At 67.1% G+C, this 14,826-nt stretch carries 25 protein-coding genes; 24 read left to right on the plus strand and 1 reads right to left on the minus strand.

Annotation, left to right across the window (positions count from 1 at the left end; genetic code table 11):
- Nucleotides 1-210 precede the first annotated feature (210 nt).
- On the plus strand, nt 211-1,566 hold the full coding sequence (gene gdhA, locus AB0412_RS22275) for an NADP-specific glutamate dehydrogenase (protein ID WP_366404378.1): 1,356 nt from the start codon (nt 211-213) through the stop codon (nt 1,564-1,566).
- A 12-nt stretch (nt 1,567-1,578) separates the two neighbouring features.
- Here the strand turns inward: gdhA and AB0412_RS22280 are convergent, their stop codons facing one another.
- Entirely contained in the window at nt 1,579-2,373 is a 795-nt protein-coding gene (locus tag AB0412_RS22280; protein ID WP_366404317.1) for a DUF2071 domain-containing protein, read from the minus strand.
- A gap of 435 nt (nt 2,374-2,808) precedes the next feature.
- Here AB0412_RS22280 and rpsJ point away from each other — a divergent pair, with 435 nt between their 5' ends.
- The 23 genes from rpsJ to AB0412_RS22395 all read left to right on the plus strand — a co-directional run bounded on the left by rpsJ (nt 2,809) and on the right by AB0412_RS22395 (nt 14,785).
- The gene (gene rpsJ / locus AB0412_RS22285; protein WP_003948644.1) at nt 2,809-3,117 is read left to right on the plus strand and encodes a 30S ribosomal protein S10; all 309 of its coding nucleotides are present in this window, start codon (nt 2,809-2,811) and stop codon (nt 3,115-3,117) included.
- A gap of 17 nt (nt 3,118-3,134) precedes the next feature.
- Complete coding sequence (gene rplC, locus AB0412_RS22290) at nt 3,135-3,779, plus strand: 50S ribosomal protein L3 (RefSeq protein WP_019526946.1); 645 nt, start codon at nt 3,135-3,137, stop codon at nt 3,777-3,779.
- An 8-nt stretch (nt 3,780-3,787) separates the two neighbouring features.
- Complete coding sequence (gene rplD / locus AB0412_RS22295) at nt 3,788-4,447, plus strand: 50S ribosomal protein L4 (RefSeq protein WP_366404318.1); 660 nt, start codon at nt 3,788-3,790, stop codon at nt 4,445-4,447.
- Nucleotides 4,447-4,866, plus strand: a complete 420-nt coding sequence (gene rplW / locus AB0412_RS22300; RefSeq protein ID WP_366404319.1) for a 50S ribosomal protein L23 — start codon at nt 4,447-4,449, stop codon at nt 4,864-4,866. The genes rplD and rplW overlap by 1 nt, the downstream gene beginning before the upstream one ends.
- Before the next feature lie 38 nt (nt 4,867-4,904).
- A complete protein-coding gene (gene rplB, locus AB0412_RS22305; RefSeq protein ID WP_167991126.1) occupies nt 4,905-5,741 on the plus strand; it encodes a 50S ribosomal protein L2 in 837 nt (278 codons plus the stop codon).
- A 12-nt stretch (nt 5,742-5,753) separates the two neighbouring features.
- A complete protein-coding gene (rpsS, locus tag AB0412_RS22310; protein ID WP_030233885.1) occupies nt 5,754-6,035 on the plus strand; it encodes a 30S ribosomal protein S19 in 282 nt (93 codons plus the stop codon).
- Nucleotides 6,036-6,079: 44 nt separating this feature from the next.
- The gene (rplV, locus tag AB0412_RS22315; RefSeq protein ID WP_028420772.1) at nt 6,080-6,427 is read left to right on the plus strand and encodes a 50S ribosomal protein L22; all 348 of its coding nucleotides are present in this window, start codon (nt 6,080-6,082) and stop codon (nt 6,425-6,427) included.
- Complete coding sequence (gene rpsC, locus AB0412_RS22320) at nt 6,427-7,251, plus strand: 30S ribosomal protein S3 (protein ID WP_164332810.1); 825 nt, start codon at nt 6,427-6,429, stop codon at nt 7,249-7,251. Before rplV ends, rpsC begins: the two co-directional genes overlap by 1 nt.
- A 5-nt stretch (nt 7,252-7,256) precedes the next feature.
- On the plus strand, nt 7,257-7,676 hold the full coding sequence (gene rplP, locus AB0412_RS22325; RefSeq protein ID WP_029380975.1) for a 50S ribosomal protein L16: 420 nt from the start codon (nt 7,257-7,259) through the stop codon (nt 7,674-7,676).
- Entirely contained in the window at nt 7,676-7,900 is a 225-nt protein-coding gene (gene rpmC, locus AB0412_RS22330; RefSeq protein WP_007494763.1) for a 50S ribosomal protein L29, read from the plus strand. The genes rplP and rpmC overlap by 1 nt, the downstream gene beginning before the upstream one ends.
- The gene (gene rpsQ / locus AB0412_RS22335; protein WP_330338323.1) at nt 7,900-8,187 is read left to right on the plus strand and encodes a 30S ribosomal protein S17; all 288 of its coding nucleotides are present in this window, start codon (nt 7,900-7,902) and stop codon (nt 8,185-8,187) included. Before rpmC ends, rpsQ begins: the two co-directional genes overlap by 1 nt.
- A 97-nt stretch (nt 8,188-8,284) precedes the next feature.
- Nucleotides 8,285-8,653 carry a 50S ribosomal protein L14 gene (rplN, locus tag AB0412_RS22340; RefSeq protein WP_003998823.1) on the plus strand — a complete coding sequence of 123 codons (369 nt, stop codon included), beginning with the start codon at nt 8,285-8,287 and terminating at the stop codon, nt 8,651-8,653.
- Nucleotides 8,654-8,655: 2 nt separating this feature from the next.
- Nucleotides 8,656-8,979, plus strand: coding sequence for a 50S ribosomal protein L24 (gene rplX / locus AB0412_RS22345; RefSeq protein ID WP_196460383.1), 324 nt, complete (start codon nt 8,656-8,658; stop codon nt 8,977-8,979).
- Nucleotides 8,979-9,536 carry a 50S ribosomal protein L5 gene (gene rplE, locus AB0412_RS22350; protein ID WP_190004953.1) on the plus strand — a complete coding sequence of 186 codons (558 nt, stop codon included), beginning with the start codon at nt 8,979-8,981 and terminating at the stop codon, nt 9,534-9,536. The genes rplX and rplE overlap by 1 nt, the downstream gene beginning before the upstream one ends.
- A 5-nt stretch (nt 9,537-9,541) precedes the next feature.
- A complete protein-coding gene (locus tag AB0412_RS22355; protein ID WP_003948630.1) occupies nt 9,542-9,727 on the plus strand; it encodes a type Z 30S ribosomal protein S14 in 186 nt (61 codons plus the stop codon).
- A 213-nt stretch (nt 9,728-9,940) separates the two neighbouring features.
- Nucleotides 9,941-10,339, plus strand: a complete 399-nt coding sequence (gene rpsH / locus AB0412_RS22360) for a 30S ribosomal protein S8 (RefSeq protein WP_055706474.1) — start codon at nt 9,941-9,943, stop codon at nt 10,337-10,339.
- Between the two features lie 24 nt (nt 10,340-10,363).
- On the plus strand, nt 10,364-10,903 hold the full coding sequence (rplF, locus tag AB0412_RS22365) for a 50S ribosomal protein L6 (protein WP_366404320.1): 540 nt from the start codon (nt 10,364-10,366) through the stop codon (nt 10,901-10,903).
- A 3-nt stretch (nt 10,904-10,906) separates the two neighbouring features.
- On the plus strand, nt 10,907-11,290 hold the full coding sequence (rplR, locus tag AB0412_RS22370; protein WP_004984518.1) for a 50S ribosomal protein L18: 384 nt from the start codon (nt 10,907-10,909) through the stop codon (nt 11,288-11,290).
- Nucleotides 11,291-11,326: 36 nt separating this feature from the next.
- The gene (gene rpsE / locus AB0412_RS22375) at nt 11,327-11,932 is read left to right on the plus strand and encodes a 30S ribosomal protein S5 (protein ID WP_019753099.1); all 606 of its coding nucleotides are present in this window, start codon (nt 11,327-11,329) and stop codon (nt 11,930-11,932) included.
- Between the two features lie 2 nt (nt 11,933-11,934).
- A complete protein-coding gene (gene rpmD, locus AB0412_RS22380) occupies nt 11,935-12,117 on the plus strand; it encodes a 50S ribosomal protein L30 (protein WP_004984515.1) in 183 nt (60 codons plus the stop codon).
- A 2-nt stretch (nt 12,118-12,119) separates the two neighbouring features.
- The gene (gene rplO / locus AB0412_RS22385; RefSeq protein ID WP_059127184.1) at nt 12,120-12,575 is read left to right on the plus strand and encodes a 50S ribosomal protein L15; all 456 of its coding nucleotides are present in this window, start codon (nt 12,120-12,122) and stop codon (nt 12,573-12,575) included.
- A 243-nt stretch (nt 12,576-12,818) separates the two neighbouring features.
- Nucleotides 12,819-14,132, plus strand: a complete 1,314-nt coding sequence (secY, locus tag AB0412_RS22390) for a preprotein translocase subunit SecY (RefSeq protein ID WP_366404321.1) — start codon at nt 12,819-12,821, stop codon at nt 14,130-14,132.
- On the plus strand, nt 14,132-14,785 hold the full coding sequence (locus AB0412_RS22395; RefSeq protein ID WP_366404322.1) for an adenylate kinase: 654 nt from the start codon (nt 14,132-14,134) through the stop codon (nt 14,783-14,785). Before secY ends, AB0412_RS22395 begins: the two co-directional genes overlap by 1 nt.
- Nucleotides 14,786-14,826: the final 41 nt, after the last annotated feature.

The raw sequence follows: 14,826 nt of genomic DNA on the forward strand, positions 1-14,826 counted from the left end.
GGACGGGCGGGTCCCGGTTCCTGGTTTCGGCGTCCGTACCAGGGCACCATTGAGTGTCGGCCGTTTCAGCGGGTGCGTGCCTGCCGGAGACGGCCGCAGTCCTGCGCGCGGCAATGGCGCCGAGCGTCCGTCGCGGTTCGCGCGTACCTCTGTGCATGCGTACCGGGAGCAGCCGTGCCAGAAAGGGATCCTGTAGTGACACGACCCGCCATGAAGAGCGCGCCGACCTCGCTCGACCGACTGCGTGCCGAGATCGAGCACCGCAACCCCGCCCAGCCCGAGTTCCACCAGGCCGTGCGGGAGGTGCTGGAGACGCTCGCGCCGGTGCTGGCGGCGCGGCCCGAGTACGCGGAGCCGGGGCTGGTGGAGCGGCTGGTCGAGCCGGAGCGGCAGATCATCTTCCGGGTGCCGTGGCAGGACGACCATGGCCGGGTCCACGTCAACCGGGGTTTCCGCGTCGAGTTCAACAGCGCGCTCGGTCCGTACAAGGGCGGCCTGCGGTTCCACCCGTCCGTGAACCTCGGCATCATCAAGTTCCTCGGCTTCGAGCAGGTGTTCAAGAACGCGCTGACCGGTCTCGGTATCGGCGGCGGCAAGGGCGGCAGCGACTTCGACCCCCGGGGACGCAGCGACGCCGAGGTCATGCGGTTCTGCCAGTCCTTCATGACCGAGCTGTACCGGCACATCGGCGAGCACACCGACGTCCCGGCCGGTGACATCGGCGTCGGCGGCCGGGAGATCGGCTACCTCTTCGGCCAGTACCGCCGGATCACCAACCGCTGGGAGGCCGGCGTGCTCACCGGCAAGGGCGCCGGATGGGGCGGCTCGCTGATCCGCCCGGAGGCGACCGGATACGGCAACGTGCTGTTCGCGGAGGCGATGCTGCGCGAGCGCGGCGAGGACCTGGAGGGGCAGACGGTGGTGGTCTCCGGCTCCGGGAACGTCGCGATCCACGCCGTCCGGAAGCTGGCGGCCCTCGGCGCCAACCCGGTGACCTGCTCCGACTCCGGCGGCTACGTCGTCGACGAGAAGGGCATCGACGTGGAGCTGCTGCAGCAGATCAAGGAGGTCGAACGCGGCCGCGTGAGCGACTACGCGCAGCGCCGGGGAGCGTCGGCGACGTTCGTGCCCGTCGAGCGGGGCCGGGTCTGGGAGGTCCCGGCGGATGTGGCCCTCCCGTCCGCCACACAGAACGAACTGGGGGAGGACGACGCGGCCACGCTCGTCCGCAACGGCGTCAAGGCGGTCTCGGAAGGCGCGAACATGCCGACGACCCCGCAGGCGGTACGACTCCTCCAGCAGGCCGGCGTCGCCTTCGGCCCCGGCAAGGCGGCGAACGCGGGCGGGGTCGCCGTCAGCGCGCTGGAGATGGCGCAGAACGCCTCCCGTTCGGCCTGGCCGGCCGAGCGGGTGGAGCGGGAGCTGGCCCGCATCATGACCGACATCCACACCACGTGCGCGCAGACGGCCGAGCGCTACGAGGCCCCCGGCGACTACGTCACCGGCGCGAACATCGCCGGCTTCGAACGGGTGGCGGACGCGATGCTGGCGCAGGGGGTCATCTGAGCCTCCGGCGCGTCACGGAGTCCGGATCCCACCGGGCCGGGCGGGCCGCCCGAAGCGGGCCGGGACGCCCGGCGAGTACAGCACGCTGACGGGGTCCCCGTCCGGCTCCGGCAGCCCGGCGGCCACCACCAACTCCTCGTCGCAGTCGAGGAGTTCGGCCCGGTGCAAGGGCCAGCGCGGATGGGCGTTCGGCAGATACACCGACCGGCCGAAGAAGGCGCCGTGCATGCCCCAGCGGGCGGTCAGGAAGTGCTCCAGCTCGGTGGGCTCCCCGATCCGCTCGCCCACCCGCACGGTGATCCGGCTGCCGGCGCCGCGCGGCCCGGGCCAGCGCCGGGAGCTGGTGTAGGTGACGGTGTCGGTGCCGTCGTACCGGATGTCCATGCGGGACCAGACGTACGGCATCCGGAACCCGAGACGCCCGACGGCGACGGGAATCAGCCGGGAGGCGTCGAGGGAGAGGAACACGACTCCGCGGCGCCCGTGCGCGTCCACGGAGTAGAGCCGGACGTTGGTCTCGGGGAAGTCACCGAGATACGGCACCCCCGGAAGGCCCAGCCACCCCACGCGATGCATCCGGAAGGCGACGAGACCCACGTACGTGACCCCGTCCAGGGTGTCGGCAACGGTGCCCGACGGCAGCAGCGGCGCCACATCGGCCGGGTCGGCCGCCCAGTGCAGGAAGGTCAGGTCGAGCCAGGACTGGGTGAGCAGCGGGCGCGGGATGCGCTCGGGCGCGTCGGCGGTTATGGGGTGCGGGGAGCGCACCGGGGACGGCTCCGGGTCCGGCTGGGGTGTCGGCGGCACGGCGCCAGTATCACAGGAGCCGCGAGTGGGGGGATCGCTTGTTTGACCTCTGTCACTCCCGGGGTATTCTCTCCGGCTCGATTGGCGTCGGACCTGCCCCATATGGCAGACTGTCCGAGTTGCTCGGTCGAGTGTTGATGCTGCGCGCCTCCCGCCGGGAGGACCGGAAGCGAGTCCCACAGTACTCGTCGTCCCTGCTCAGGGGCGGACGTACGGGAATCTTCCGGGAAGCGTGGGCGCGGCGCCGGCCAGGCGCCCGGTGGGCTTTCGCTCCCGGTCCGCGGTTCTGGTAGGGCCGTGTCAATCCCGAGGGGATGTTCGAACAAGGGACATCCATGTCAGCGGGAGTGCGACACGCCCGACCGCGTGGGTCGGAGACGGGGCAGGAAACTCCGGGTTCCAGAGCGTAATGAGAGACAGGACTACGAAGTAGCCATGGCGGGACAGAAGATCCGCATCCGGCTCAAGGCCTACGACCACGAGGTCATCGACAGCTCGGCGAAGAAGATCGTCGAGACGGTGACGCGTACTGGTGCGTCGGTCGCGGGCCCGGTGCCGCTGCCCACTGAGAAGAACGTGTACTGCGTCATCAAGTCGCCGCACAAGTACAAGGACTCGCGCGAGCACTTCGAGATGCGCACGCACAAGCGCCTGATCGACATCCTCGACCCCACCCCCAAGACCGTTGACTCTCTGATGCGACTCGACCTCCCGGCCGGTGTCGACATCGAGATCAAGCTCTGAGGCCGGTGATCTGAGAGATGGCTAAGCAGATCAAGGGCATCCTGGGCGAGAAGCTCGGCATGACGCAGGTGTGGGACGCGAACAACCGCGTCGTCCCGGTCACCGTCGTCAAGGCCGGCCCCAACGTCGTCACCCAGGTCCGCACGAACGATGTCGACGGCTACGAGTCCGTCCAGATCGCCTTCGGCGAGATCGACCCGCGCAAGGTGAACAAGCCCCTCAAGGGCCACTTCGCCAAGGCCGATGTCACCCCCCGTCGTCACCTCGTCGAGATCCGCACGTCGGACGCCTCCGAGTACACGCTCGGCCAGGAGATCACCGCCGAGGTGTTCGAGGCCGGCGTGAAGGTCGACGTGACCGGCAAGAGCAAGGGCAAGGGCTTCGCCGGTGTCATGAAGCGCCACAACTTCCGTGGCCTCGGCGCCGGACACGGCACCCAGCGCAAGCACCGCTCGCCCGGTTCCATCGGCGGCTGCGCCACCCCGGGCCGTGTGTTCAAGGGCCTCCGCATGGCGGGTCGCATGGGCAACGAGCGGGTCACCACCCAGAACCTGACCGTCCACGCCGTTGACGCGGAGAAGGGTCTGCTGCTCATCAAGGGCGCGGTTCCCGGTCCGAACGGCGGCCTCGTCCTGGTCCGCACCGCGGCCAAGGGGGCCTGAGGTAACCGATGAGCACTGTTGACATCCTTTCGCCGGCGGGCGACAAGGCCGGTACCGTCGAGCTCCCCGCGGAGATCTTCGGCGTTGAGAAGGTCAGCATCCCGCTGATCCACCAGGTCGTCGTCGCACAGCTGGCCGCTGCCCGCCAGGGCACCCACAAGACCAAGACGCGCGGCGAGGTCCGCGGCGGTGGCAAGAAGCCCTACCGCCAGAAGGGCACCGGTCGCGCCCGTCAGGGTTCGACCCGCGCGCCGCAGTTCGCCGGTGGTGGCGTCGTGCACGGTCCCGTGCCGCGCGACTACTCGCAGCGCACCCCGAAGAAGATGAAGGCTGCCGCTCTGCGTCACGCCCTCACCGACCGGGCGCGTCACAACCGCATCCACGTCGTCTCCGGCGTGGTCGAGGGCGAGACCCCCTCCACGAAGGCCGCCAAGACGCTGTTCGGCAAGATCTCGGAGCGCAAGAACCTGCTCCTGGTCGTCGACCGCGCCGACGAGGCCGCGTGGCTGTCCGCCCGCAACCTGCCCCAGGTCCACATCCTGGAGCCGGGCCAGCTGAACACGTACGACGTTCTCGTCTCGGACGACGTGGTCTTCACCAAGGCCGCTTTCGAGTCCTTCGTCGCCGGCCCGAACAAGGCCAACGACAACGAAGGGAGCGAGGTCTGATGGCTGCCCGTCACCCCTCGATCGCCTCGAAGGCCGCCAAGGCGGCCAAGGCCGCGCGCGTCGCCAAGGCGCGTCGCCACGCCAACGAGGGCAAGAACACCGTCGTCACCCCGGCGAGCAAGGCGTACACGGACCCCCGTGACGTGCTGCTCAAGCCGGTCGTGTCCGAGAAGAGCTACGCGCTCATCGACGAGAACAAGTACACGTTCATCGTCGACCCGCGTGCCAACAAGACCCAGATCAAGGAGGCCGTGCAGTCGGTCTTCTCGGTCAAGGTCACCGGGGTCAACACGATCAACCGCGTCGGCAAGCGCAAGCGGACCCGCACGGGCTTCGGCCAGCGTGCCGCCACCAAGCGCGCGATCGTGACCCTCGCCGAGGGCGACCGTATCGACATCTTCGGCGGTCCGACCGCGTAAGCGGTCAGGATCGTTCGATATCGGACGAGGACTGAGAAATGGGTATCCGCAAGTACAAGCCGACGACTCCGGGCCGTCGTGGCTCCAGCGTCGCCGACTTCGTCGAGGTCACGCGGTCCACGCCGGAGAAGTCGCTGGTCCGTCCCCTGCACAGCAAGGGCGGCCGTAACAATTCCGGTCGTGTGACCGTCCGCCACCAGGGCGGTGGCCACAAGCGCGCCTACCGAGTGATCGACTTCCGTCGTCACGACAAGGACGGCGTGCCGGCGAAGGTCGCGCACATCGAGTACGACCCCAACCGCACCGCGCGCATCGCGCTCCTGCACTACGCGGACGGCGAGAAGCGCTACATTCTCGCGCCGCGTGGCCTGAACCAGGGCGACCGCGTCGAGAACGGTCCCGGGGCCGACATCAAGCCGGGCAACAACCTTGCCCTGCGCAACATCCCGGTCGGTACGACGCTGCACGCCATCGAGCTGCGTCCCGGCGGCGGCGCCAAGTTCGCCCGCTCCGCCGGCGCCTCGGTGCAGCTGCTCGCGAAGGAGGGCTCCATGGCCCACCTGCGCATGCCGTCCGGTGAGATCCGCCTGGTCGACGTCCGCTGCCGCGCCACCGTCGGCGAGGTCGGCAACGCCGAGCAGAGCAACATCAACTGGGGCAAGGCCGGCCGTAAGCGGTGGCTGGGCGTTCGCCCGACCGTCCGTGGTGTGGTCATGAACCCGGTGGACCACCCGCACGGTGGTGGTGAGGGCCGGACCTCCGGTGGCCGCCACCCCGTGTCCCCGTGGGGCAAGAAGGAAGGCCGTACTCGTTCGCCCAAGAAGGCGTCGAACAAGTACATCGTCCGCCGCCGCAAGACGAACAAGAAGCGCTAAGGACGGGTTGAGATGCCTCGTAGCTTGAAGAAGGGACCCTTCGTCGACGACCACCTGATGAAGAAGGTGGACGCCCAGAACGAAGCCGGTACCAAGAACGTCATCAAGACCTGGTCCCGTCGCTCGATGATCGTGCCGGCCATGCTCGGCCACACGCTCGCGGTGCACAACGGCAAGACCCACATCCCGGTGTTTGTCACCGAGTCCATGGTCGGCCACAAGCTCGGCGAGTTCTCGCCGACGCGCACCTTCCGGGGTCACGTCAAGGAAGACCGGAAGTCGAAGCGCCGCTAGTCAGCGGGGTGTGAATGACCATGACAAACACTGAAGGGACAACCATGGAAGCCAGGGCCCAGGCGCGGTACATCCGCGTCACGCCCATGAAGGCCCGCCGCGTGGTGGACCTCATCCGTGGCATGGATGCCACGGAGGCTCAGGCGGTCCTGCGTTTCGCCCCGCAGGCCGCGAGCGTGCCGGTCGGCAAGGTGCTGGACAGCGCCATCGCCAACGCCGCGCACAACTACGACCACACCGATGTCGACAGCCTCTACATCTCCGAGGCCTACGTCGACGAGGGCCCGACCCTGAAGCGGTTCCGGCCGCGCGCCCAGGGCCGCGCCTACCGGATCCGCAAGCGGACCAGCCACATCACCGTGGTCGTCAGCAGCAAGGAAGGAACCCGGTAATGGGCCAGAAGGTAAACCCGCACGGGTTCCGGCTCGGTGTCACGACCGACTTCAAGTCGCGTTGGTACGCCGACAAGCTGTACAAGGACTACGTCAAGGAAGACGTCGCCATCCGTCGGATGATGACGTCCGGCATGGAGCGCGCCGGCATCTCCAAGGTCGAGATCGAGCGCACCCGTGACCGTGTGCGTGTGGACATCCACACCGCGCGTCCGGGCATCGTGATCGGCCGCCGTGGCGCCGAGGCCGACCGCATCCGCGGCGACCTCGAGAAGCTCACCGGCAAGCAGGTCCAGCTGAACATCCTCGAGGTCAAGAACCCCGAGACCGACGCTCAGCTGGTCGCGCAGGCCGTCGCCGAGCAGCTCTCCTCCCGCGTCTCCTTCCGCCGCGCCATGCGCAAGAGCATGCAGTCGGCGATGAAGGCGGGCGCCAAGGGCATCAAGATCCAGTGCGGTGGCCGCCTCGGCGGCGCCGAGATGTCCCGCTCGGAGTTCTACCGCGAGGGCCGCGTGCCCCTGCACACGCTCCGCGCGAACGTGGACTACGGCTTCTTCGAGGCCAAGACGACCTTCGGCCGCATCGGTGTGAAGGTCTGGATCTACAAGGGCGACGTCAAGAACATCGCCGAGGTCCGCGCCGAGAACGCTGCCGCCCGTGCGGGTAACCGCCCGGCCCGCGGTGGCGCCGACCGCCCGGCCCGTGGTGGCCGCGGTGGCGAGCGGCGCGGTCGCAAGCCGCAGCAGCAGGCTCCGGCCGCCGAGGCCCCCAAGGCCGAGGCGCCCGCCGCCGCTCCGGCTGAGAGCACCGGAACGGAGGCCTGACCACCATGCTGATCCCCCGTAGGGTCAAGCACCGCAAGCAGCACCACCCCAAGCGCAACGGCATGTCCAAGGGTGGCACGCAGGTTGCGTTCGGCGAGTACGGCATCCAGGCGCTGACCCCGGCGTACGTGACGAACCGCCAGATCGAGGCGGCTCGTATCGCCATGACCCGTCACATCAAGCGTGGCGGCAAGGTCTGGATCAACATCTACCCGGACCGCCCGCTCACGAAGAAGCCGGCCGAGACCCGCATGGGTTCCGGTAAGGGTTCTCCGGAGTGGTGGGTCGCCAACGTCAAGCCCGGACGCGTCATGTTCGAGCTGTCGTACCCCAACGAGAAGATCGCCCGTGAGGCGCTGACTCGCGCGGCCCACAAGCTGCCGATGAAGTGCCGGATCGTCAAGCGCGAGGCAGGTGAAGCGTGATGTCGGCCGGTACCAAGGCGTCCGAGCTGCGCGAGCTGGGCAACGAGGAGCTTCTGGCGAAGCTCCGCGAGGCCAAGGAAGAGCTGTTCAACCTCCGCTTCCAGGCGGCCACGGGTCAGCTCGAGAACCACGGCCGTCTCAAGGCGGTCCGCAAGGACATCGCCCGGATCTACACCCTCATGCGTGAGCGTGAGCTCGGCATCGAGACGGTGGAGAACGCCTGATGAGCGAGAGCAACGTGACTGAGCAGAACAAGGAAGCCCGCGGTTTCCGCAAGACCCGTGAGGGTCTGGTCGTCAGCGACAAGATGGACAAGACCGTCGTCGTCGCCGTCGAGGACCGCGTGAAGCACGCGCTGTACGGCAAGGTCATCCGCCGTACCAACAAGCTCAAGGCGCACGACGAGCAGAACGCCGCGGGTGTCGGCGACCGCGTCCTCCTCATGGAGACCCGGCCGCTGTCCGCGACGAAGCGCTGGCGCGTCGTCGAGATCCTCGAGAAGGCCAAGTAATTCCTGCGGGCAGACCCGCAGGACAGTTCCGCCAGGCTCGGCAGGGGTCCTCGTATGAGGCCCCTGCCGGGAACCGGCAGACATTCAGGAGATAGACGTGATCCAGCAGGAGTCGCGACTGCGTGTCGCCGACAACACTGGTGCGAAGGAGATCCTTTGCATCCGTGTGCTCGGTGGCTCCGGTCGCCGCTACGCGGGCATCGGTGACGTCATCGTCGCCACCGTCAAGGACGCGATCCCCGGTGGCAACGTGAAGAAGGGTGACGTCGTCAAGGCGGTCATCGTTCGCACCGTCAAGGAGCGCCGCCGTCCGGACGGCTCGTACATCCGCTTCGACGAGAACGCCGCCGTCATTCTGAAGAACGACGGCGACCCTCGTGGCACCCGTATCTTCGGCCCGGTGGGCCGTGAGCTGCGCGAGAAGAAGTTCATGAAGATCATCTCCCTCGCGCCGGAGGTGCTGTGAGCATGAAGATCAAGAAGGGCGACCTGGTCCAGGTCATCACCGGCAAGGACAAGGGCAAGCAGGGCAAGGTCATTGCCGCTTACCCGCGCGAGGAGCGCGTCCTGGTCGAGGGTGTCAACCGGGTCAAGAAGCACACCAAGGCCGGTCCGACGGCTCGCGGTTCGCAGGCGGGTGGCATTGTCACCACCGAGGCCCCGATCCACGTGTCCAACGTCCAGCTGGTCGTCGAGAAGGACGGCAAGAAGGTCGTGACCCGCGTCGGCTACCGCTTCGACGAAGAGGGCAACAAGATCCGCGTTGCCAAGCGGACGGGTGAGGACATCTGATGACGACCACCACCACTCCGCGCCTGAAGACGAAGTACCGCGAGGAGATCGTCGGCAAGCTGCGTGACGAGTTCAAGTACGAGAACGTCATGCAGGTTCCGGGCCTCGTCAAGATCGTGGTCAACATGGGTGTGGGCGACGCCGCCCGCGACTCCAAGCTGATCGAGGGCGCCATCCGCGACCTCACCACGATCACCGGTCAGAAGCCGGCCGTCACCAAGGCCCGCAAGTCCATCGCGCAGTTCAAGCTGCGTGAGGGCCAGCCGATCGGTGCCCACGTCACGCTCCGTGGCGACCGCATGTGGGAGTTCCTGGACCGCACCCTGTCGCTCGCGCTGCCGCGCATCCGCGACTTCCGCGGCCTGTCCCCCAAGCAGTTCGACGGCCGTGGCAACTACACCTTCGGTCTCACGGAGCAGGTCATGTTCCACGAGATCGACCAGGACAAGATCGACCGCGTCCGGGGTATGGACATCACCGTGGTCACCACGGCGACCAACGACGAAGAGGGCCGTGCCCTTCTCCGTCACCTCGGCTTCCCGTTCAAGGAGGCGTGAGCGAGATGGCGAAGAAGGCTCTCATCGCGAAGGCTGCTCGCAAGCCCAAGTTCGGTGTGCGTGGCTACACCCGCTGCCAGCGCTGCGGCCGTCCGCACTCCGTGTACCGCAAGTTCGGCCTGTGCCGCGTGTGCCTTCGTGAGATGGCTCACCGTGGCGAGCTGCCGGGCGTGACCAAGAGCTCCTGGTAATCCCGGTAATTCGGGATTCCCAAGGCTCTCGGTAAGTATCTGGGGCGGTAAGACGCCCAGCTCCCATGGCTTAGGCTTGTGGGGTTGGGCGTCTGTCGCCGCCCGTACGACTTACTACGCCGTAGGTCCACCGCGCCGCACCCGTCCCGTCTCGGATCGGGGAGAGGGATGGCGCACCAGGAAACCCCGGCGAGAGAGGCCGAAGGCCAATTCATGACCATGACTGATCCGATCGCAGACATGCTGACGCGTCTGCGGAACGCGAACTCGGCGTACCACGACTCGGTGTCGATGCCGCACTCCAAGATCAAGTCGCACATCGCGGAGATCCTCCAGCAGGAGGGCTTCATCACGGGCTGGCGCGTCGAGGACGCCGAGGTCGGCAAGAACCTCGTCCTCGAGCTGAAGTTCGGCCCGAACCGTGAGCGCTCCATCGCGGGCATCAAGCGGATCTCCAAGCCCGGTCTCCGGGTGTACGCGAAGTCCACCAACCTGCCGAAGGTGCTGGGCGGCCTCGGCGTGGCGATCATCTCCACGTCGCACGGGCTCCTCACCGACAAGCAGGCCGGCAAGAAGGGCGTGGGTGGGGAAGTCCTCGCCTACGTCTGGTAGCAGAAGGGAACGGAGGAAACAGCTATGTCGCGCATCGGCAAGCTCCCCATCGCGGTTCCCGCCGGCGTGGACGTCACCATCGACGGCCAGACGGTCTCGGTCAAGGGTCCCAAGGGCTCGCTGACCCACACCGTCGTGGCGCCGATCGAGATCGCCAAGGGTGAGGACGGCGTTCTGAACGTCACCCGCCCCAACGACGAGCGTCAGAACAAGGCCCTGCACGGCCTGTCCCGCACGCTGGTGGCGAACATGATCACCGGCGTGACCCAGGGTTACGTGAAGAAGCTCGAGATCAGCGGTGTCGGTTACCGCGTCCAGGCCAAGGGCTCCAACCTGGAGTTCTCCCTGGGCTACAGCCACCCGATCACGGTCGAGGCCCCCGAGGGCATCACCTTCAAGGTGGAGTCCCCGACGCGTTTCTCGGTCGAGGGCATCGACAAGCAGAAGGTCGGCGAGGTTGCGGCCAACATCCGCAAGCTGCGCAAGCCCGACCCGTACAAGGCCAAGGGCGTCAAGTACGAGGGCGAAGTCATCCGCCGCAAGGTCGGAAAGGCGGGTAAGTAAGCCATGGCATACGGGCAGAAGATCCTCAAGGGCGACGCCTACAAGCGTGCTGCTATCAAGCGTCGTCACATCCGGATCCGCAAGAAGGTCGCCGGCACCGCCGAGCGTCCTCGCCTGGTCGTGACTCGTTCCAACCGCCACATCGTGGCGCAGGTGATCGACGACCTGAAGGGCCACACCCTGGCGTCGGCGTCCACCCTGGACGCGTCGATCCGCGGTGGCGAGGGCGACAAGTCCGCGCAGGCCAAGCAGGTCGGCGCCCTGGTCGCCGAGCGTGCCAAGGCCGCCGGTGTCGAGGCCGTCGTGTTCGACCGTGGTGGCAACCAGTACGCCGGGCGCATCGCCGCCCTGGCCGACGCCGCCCGCGAAGCCGGGCTCAAGTTCTGAGCCGCTTGTAGCTAGCGGAAAGAGAGAGGTAATCCAATGGCTGGACCCCAGCGCCGCGGAAGCGGTGCCGGTGGCGGCGAGCGGCGGGACCGGAAGGGCCGTGACGGCGGCGCTGCTGCCGCCGAGAAGACCGCGTACGTTGAGCGCGTCGTCGCGATCAACCGCGTCGCCAAGGTTGTGAAGGGTGGTCGTCGCTTCAGCTTCACCGCGCTGGTCGTGGTGGGCGACGGTGACGGCACCGTGGGTGTCGGATACGGCAAGGCCAAGGAGGTGCCGGCCGCCATCGCCAAGGGCGTTGAGGAGGCCAAGAAGCACTTCTTCAAGGTCCCCCGGATCCAGGGCACCATCCCGCACCCGATCCAGGGTGAGAAGGCGGCCGGCGTCGTGCTGCTCAAGCCCGCGTCGCCCGGTACCGGTGTTATCGCCGGTGGTCCGGTGCGTGCCGTGCTCGAGTGCGCCGGTATCCACGACGTGCTGTCGAAGTCGCTCGGCTCCGACAACGCCATCAACATCGTGCACGCGACCGTGGAGGCCCTGAAGGGCCTGCAGCGTCCCGAGGAGATCGCGGCCCGCCGCGGTCTGCCCCTCGAGGACGTCGCTCCCGCGGCTCTGCTGCGTGCGCGTGCCGGGGCGGGTGCGTAATCATGGCGCAGCTCAAGATCACGCAGGTCAAGTCCTACATCGGCAGCAAGCAGAACCACCGTGACACCCTGCGTTCGCTTGGCCTCAAGAAGGTCAACGACGTGGTCGTCAAGGAGGACCGCCCCGAGTTCCGCGGCATGGTGCACACCGTCCGCCACCTCGTGACGGTCGAGGAGGTCGACTGATCATGGCGGAGCAGAACCCGCTGAAGATCCACAACCTCCGTCCCGCCCCGGGCGCCAAGACCGCCAAGACCCGTGTGGGTCGTGGTGAGGCGTCGAAGGGTAAGACGGCCGGTCGTGGTACGAAGGGTACGAAGGCCCGCTACCAGGTTCCGGAGCGCTTCGAGGGCGGCCAGATGCCGCTGCACATGCGCCTCCCGAAGCTGAAGGGCTTCAAGAACCCGTTCAAGACCGAGTACCAGGTCGTGAACCTCGACAAGCTGGCCGCGCTCTACCCCGAGGGTGGCGAGGTCACCGTCGAGGGTCTGGTGGCCAAGGGTGCCGTTCGCAAGAACGCGCTCGTCAAGGTCCTCGGCCAGGGCGAGATCTCCGTGGCGCTGCAGGTGACGGTCGACGCCGTCTCCGGCTCCGCCAAGGAGAAGATCACCGCCGCCGGCGGTACCGTCACCGAGCTCGTCTGAGTCCATCAGGCGTCTTGATGACTTGAGCGATCCCGACCGGGGATGCCCCACAAATGGGGCATCCCCGGTTGGTCGTTCCTAGGGCGGCAGTCTCGCCGGTAAGGTGACCTGCACTGCCCACTTTTCCCGGGCGCCTCATACGGGGCACTCGGGGCGGCAGTTGACCGTTACGTATTCGTCCTTAGTCGGAATCTCAAGACCGTCACCCTTGACGCAGTTGCGCGGGGGGTCGCAGGAGGCACCGTGCTCACCGCGTTCGCCCGGGCGTTCAAGACGCCCGACCTGCGCAAGAAGCTGCTCTTCACGCTCGGCATCATCGTGGTGTACCGGGTCGGTACGCATATCCCGATCCCGGGTGTCGACTACCGCAACGTCCAGACCTGTATCGACAACGCGGAGGCCAACCAGGGCCTGTTCGGTCTGGTCAACATGTTCAGCGGTGGCGCGCTGCTCCAGATCACGATCTTCGCGCTGGGCATCATGCCGTACATCACGGCGAGCATCATCCTGCAGCTGCTGACCGTGGTGATCCCGCGCCTGGAAGCCCTGAAGAAGGAGGGCCAGGCCGGTACGGCGAAGATCACGCAGTACACGCGTTACCTCACGGTCGCGCTCGCCATCCTCCAGGGCACCGGCCTCGTCGCTACCGCCCGCAGCGGTGCGCTGTTCCAGAACTGCCCGGTCGCGAGCCAGATCGTCCCGGACCAGTCGATCTTCGTCACCATCACCATGGTCATCACCATGACCGCCGGCACGGCCGTCGTGATGTGGCTCGGCGAGCTCATCACCGACCGCGGCATCGGCAACGGCATGTCGATCCTGATGTTCATCTCGATCGCCGCGACCTTCCCCGCCTCCCTGTGGGCCATCAAGGAGCAGGGCAGCCTGGCGGACGGCTGGATCGAGTTCGGCACGGTCATGCTCGTCGGCTTCGTCATGGTCGGCCTGGTCGTCTTCGTGGAGCAGGCCCAGCGCCGGATCCCCGTGCAGTACGCGAAGCGCATGATCGGCCGCCGTTCCTACGGTGGTACGTCCACGTACATCCCGCTCAAGGTGAACCAGGCCGGTGTGATTCCGGTCATCTTCGCGTCGTCGCTGCTCTACATCCCGGCCCTGATCGCGCAGTTCTCCAGCGGGAACGCGGGATGGAAGGCCTGGGTGGAGAAGAACCTGGTCGACACGGGTGCGCCGATCCACGTGTCGCTGTACTTCCTCCTGATCGTTTTCTTCGCGTTCTTCTACGTGGCCATCTCCTTCAACCCCGAAGAAGTCGCCGACAACATGAAGAAGTATGGTGGCTTCATCCCGGGCATCCGGGCTGGCCGACCGACCGCTGAGTACCTCAGCTACGTACTCAACCGGATCACCTGGCCGGGTTCGCTGTACCTGGGCCTGATCGCTCTCGTGCCGACAATGGCGTTGGCTGGTTTCGGGGCAAACCAGAACTTCGTGTTCGGAGGGACCAGCATCCTGATCATCGTGGGTGTCGGTCTCGAGACGGTGAAGCAGATCGAGAGCCAGCTCCAGCAGCGCAATTACGAAGGGTTCCTCCGCTGATGCGAATCGTCCTCGTCGGGCCGCCGGGTGCTGGAAAGGGTACGCAGGCCACCCGCCTTGCCGAGAAACTGCGCATCCCGCACATTTCCACCGGTGACCTGTTCCGGGCCAACATCAGCCGGCAGACCGAGCTGGGCAAGCTCGCGAAGTCCTACATGGACGCCGGCAACCTCGTCCCGGACGAGGTCACCATCGCCATGGCCAAGGACCGCATGGAGCAGCCCGACGCCGAGGGCGGCTTCCTGCTGGACGGCTTTCCCCGCAACGTCTCCCAGGCCGAGGCGCTCGACGAGCTGCTGAAGACCGAGAGCATCGAGCTCGACGCGGTCCTCGATCTTGAGGCCCCCGAGGACGAGGTGGTCAAGCGGATCGCCGGCCGGCGGATCTGCCGCAAGGACTCCAGCCACGTCTTCCACGTGTCGTACAGCCCGCCGAAGAAGGAGGGCGTGTGTGACGTCTGCGGTGGTGAGCTCTACCAGCGCGACGACGACACCGAGGAGACGGTGCGGACGCGGCTGGAGGTCTACCACACGCAGACCGAGCCGATCATCGACTACTACAAGGCGCAGGGCCTTGTGGTGACGATCTCCGCGATGGGTCCGGTGGACGAGGTCACCGGGCGCGCGCTGGAAGCGCTGAAGCGCGACAAGTAGGCCTGTGAGCGCCGGCTGCAGCCGCGGTTCCTCGAGAAGGA

The organism is Streptomyces sp. NPDC052012 (genome assembly GCF_040689265.1).
Classification (GTDB): domain Bacteria; phylum Actinomycetota; class Actinomycetes; order Streptomycetales; family Streptomycetaceae; genus Streptomyces.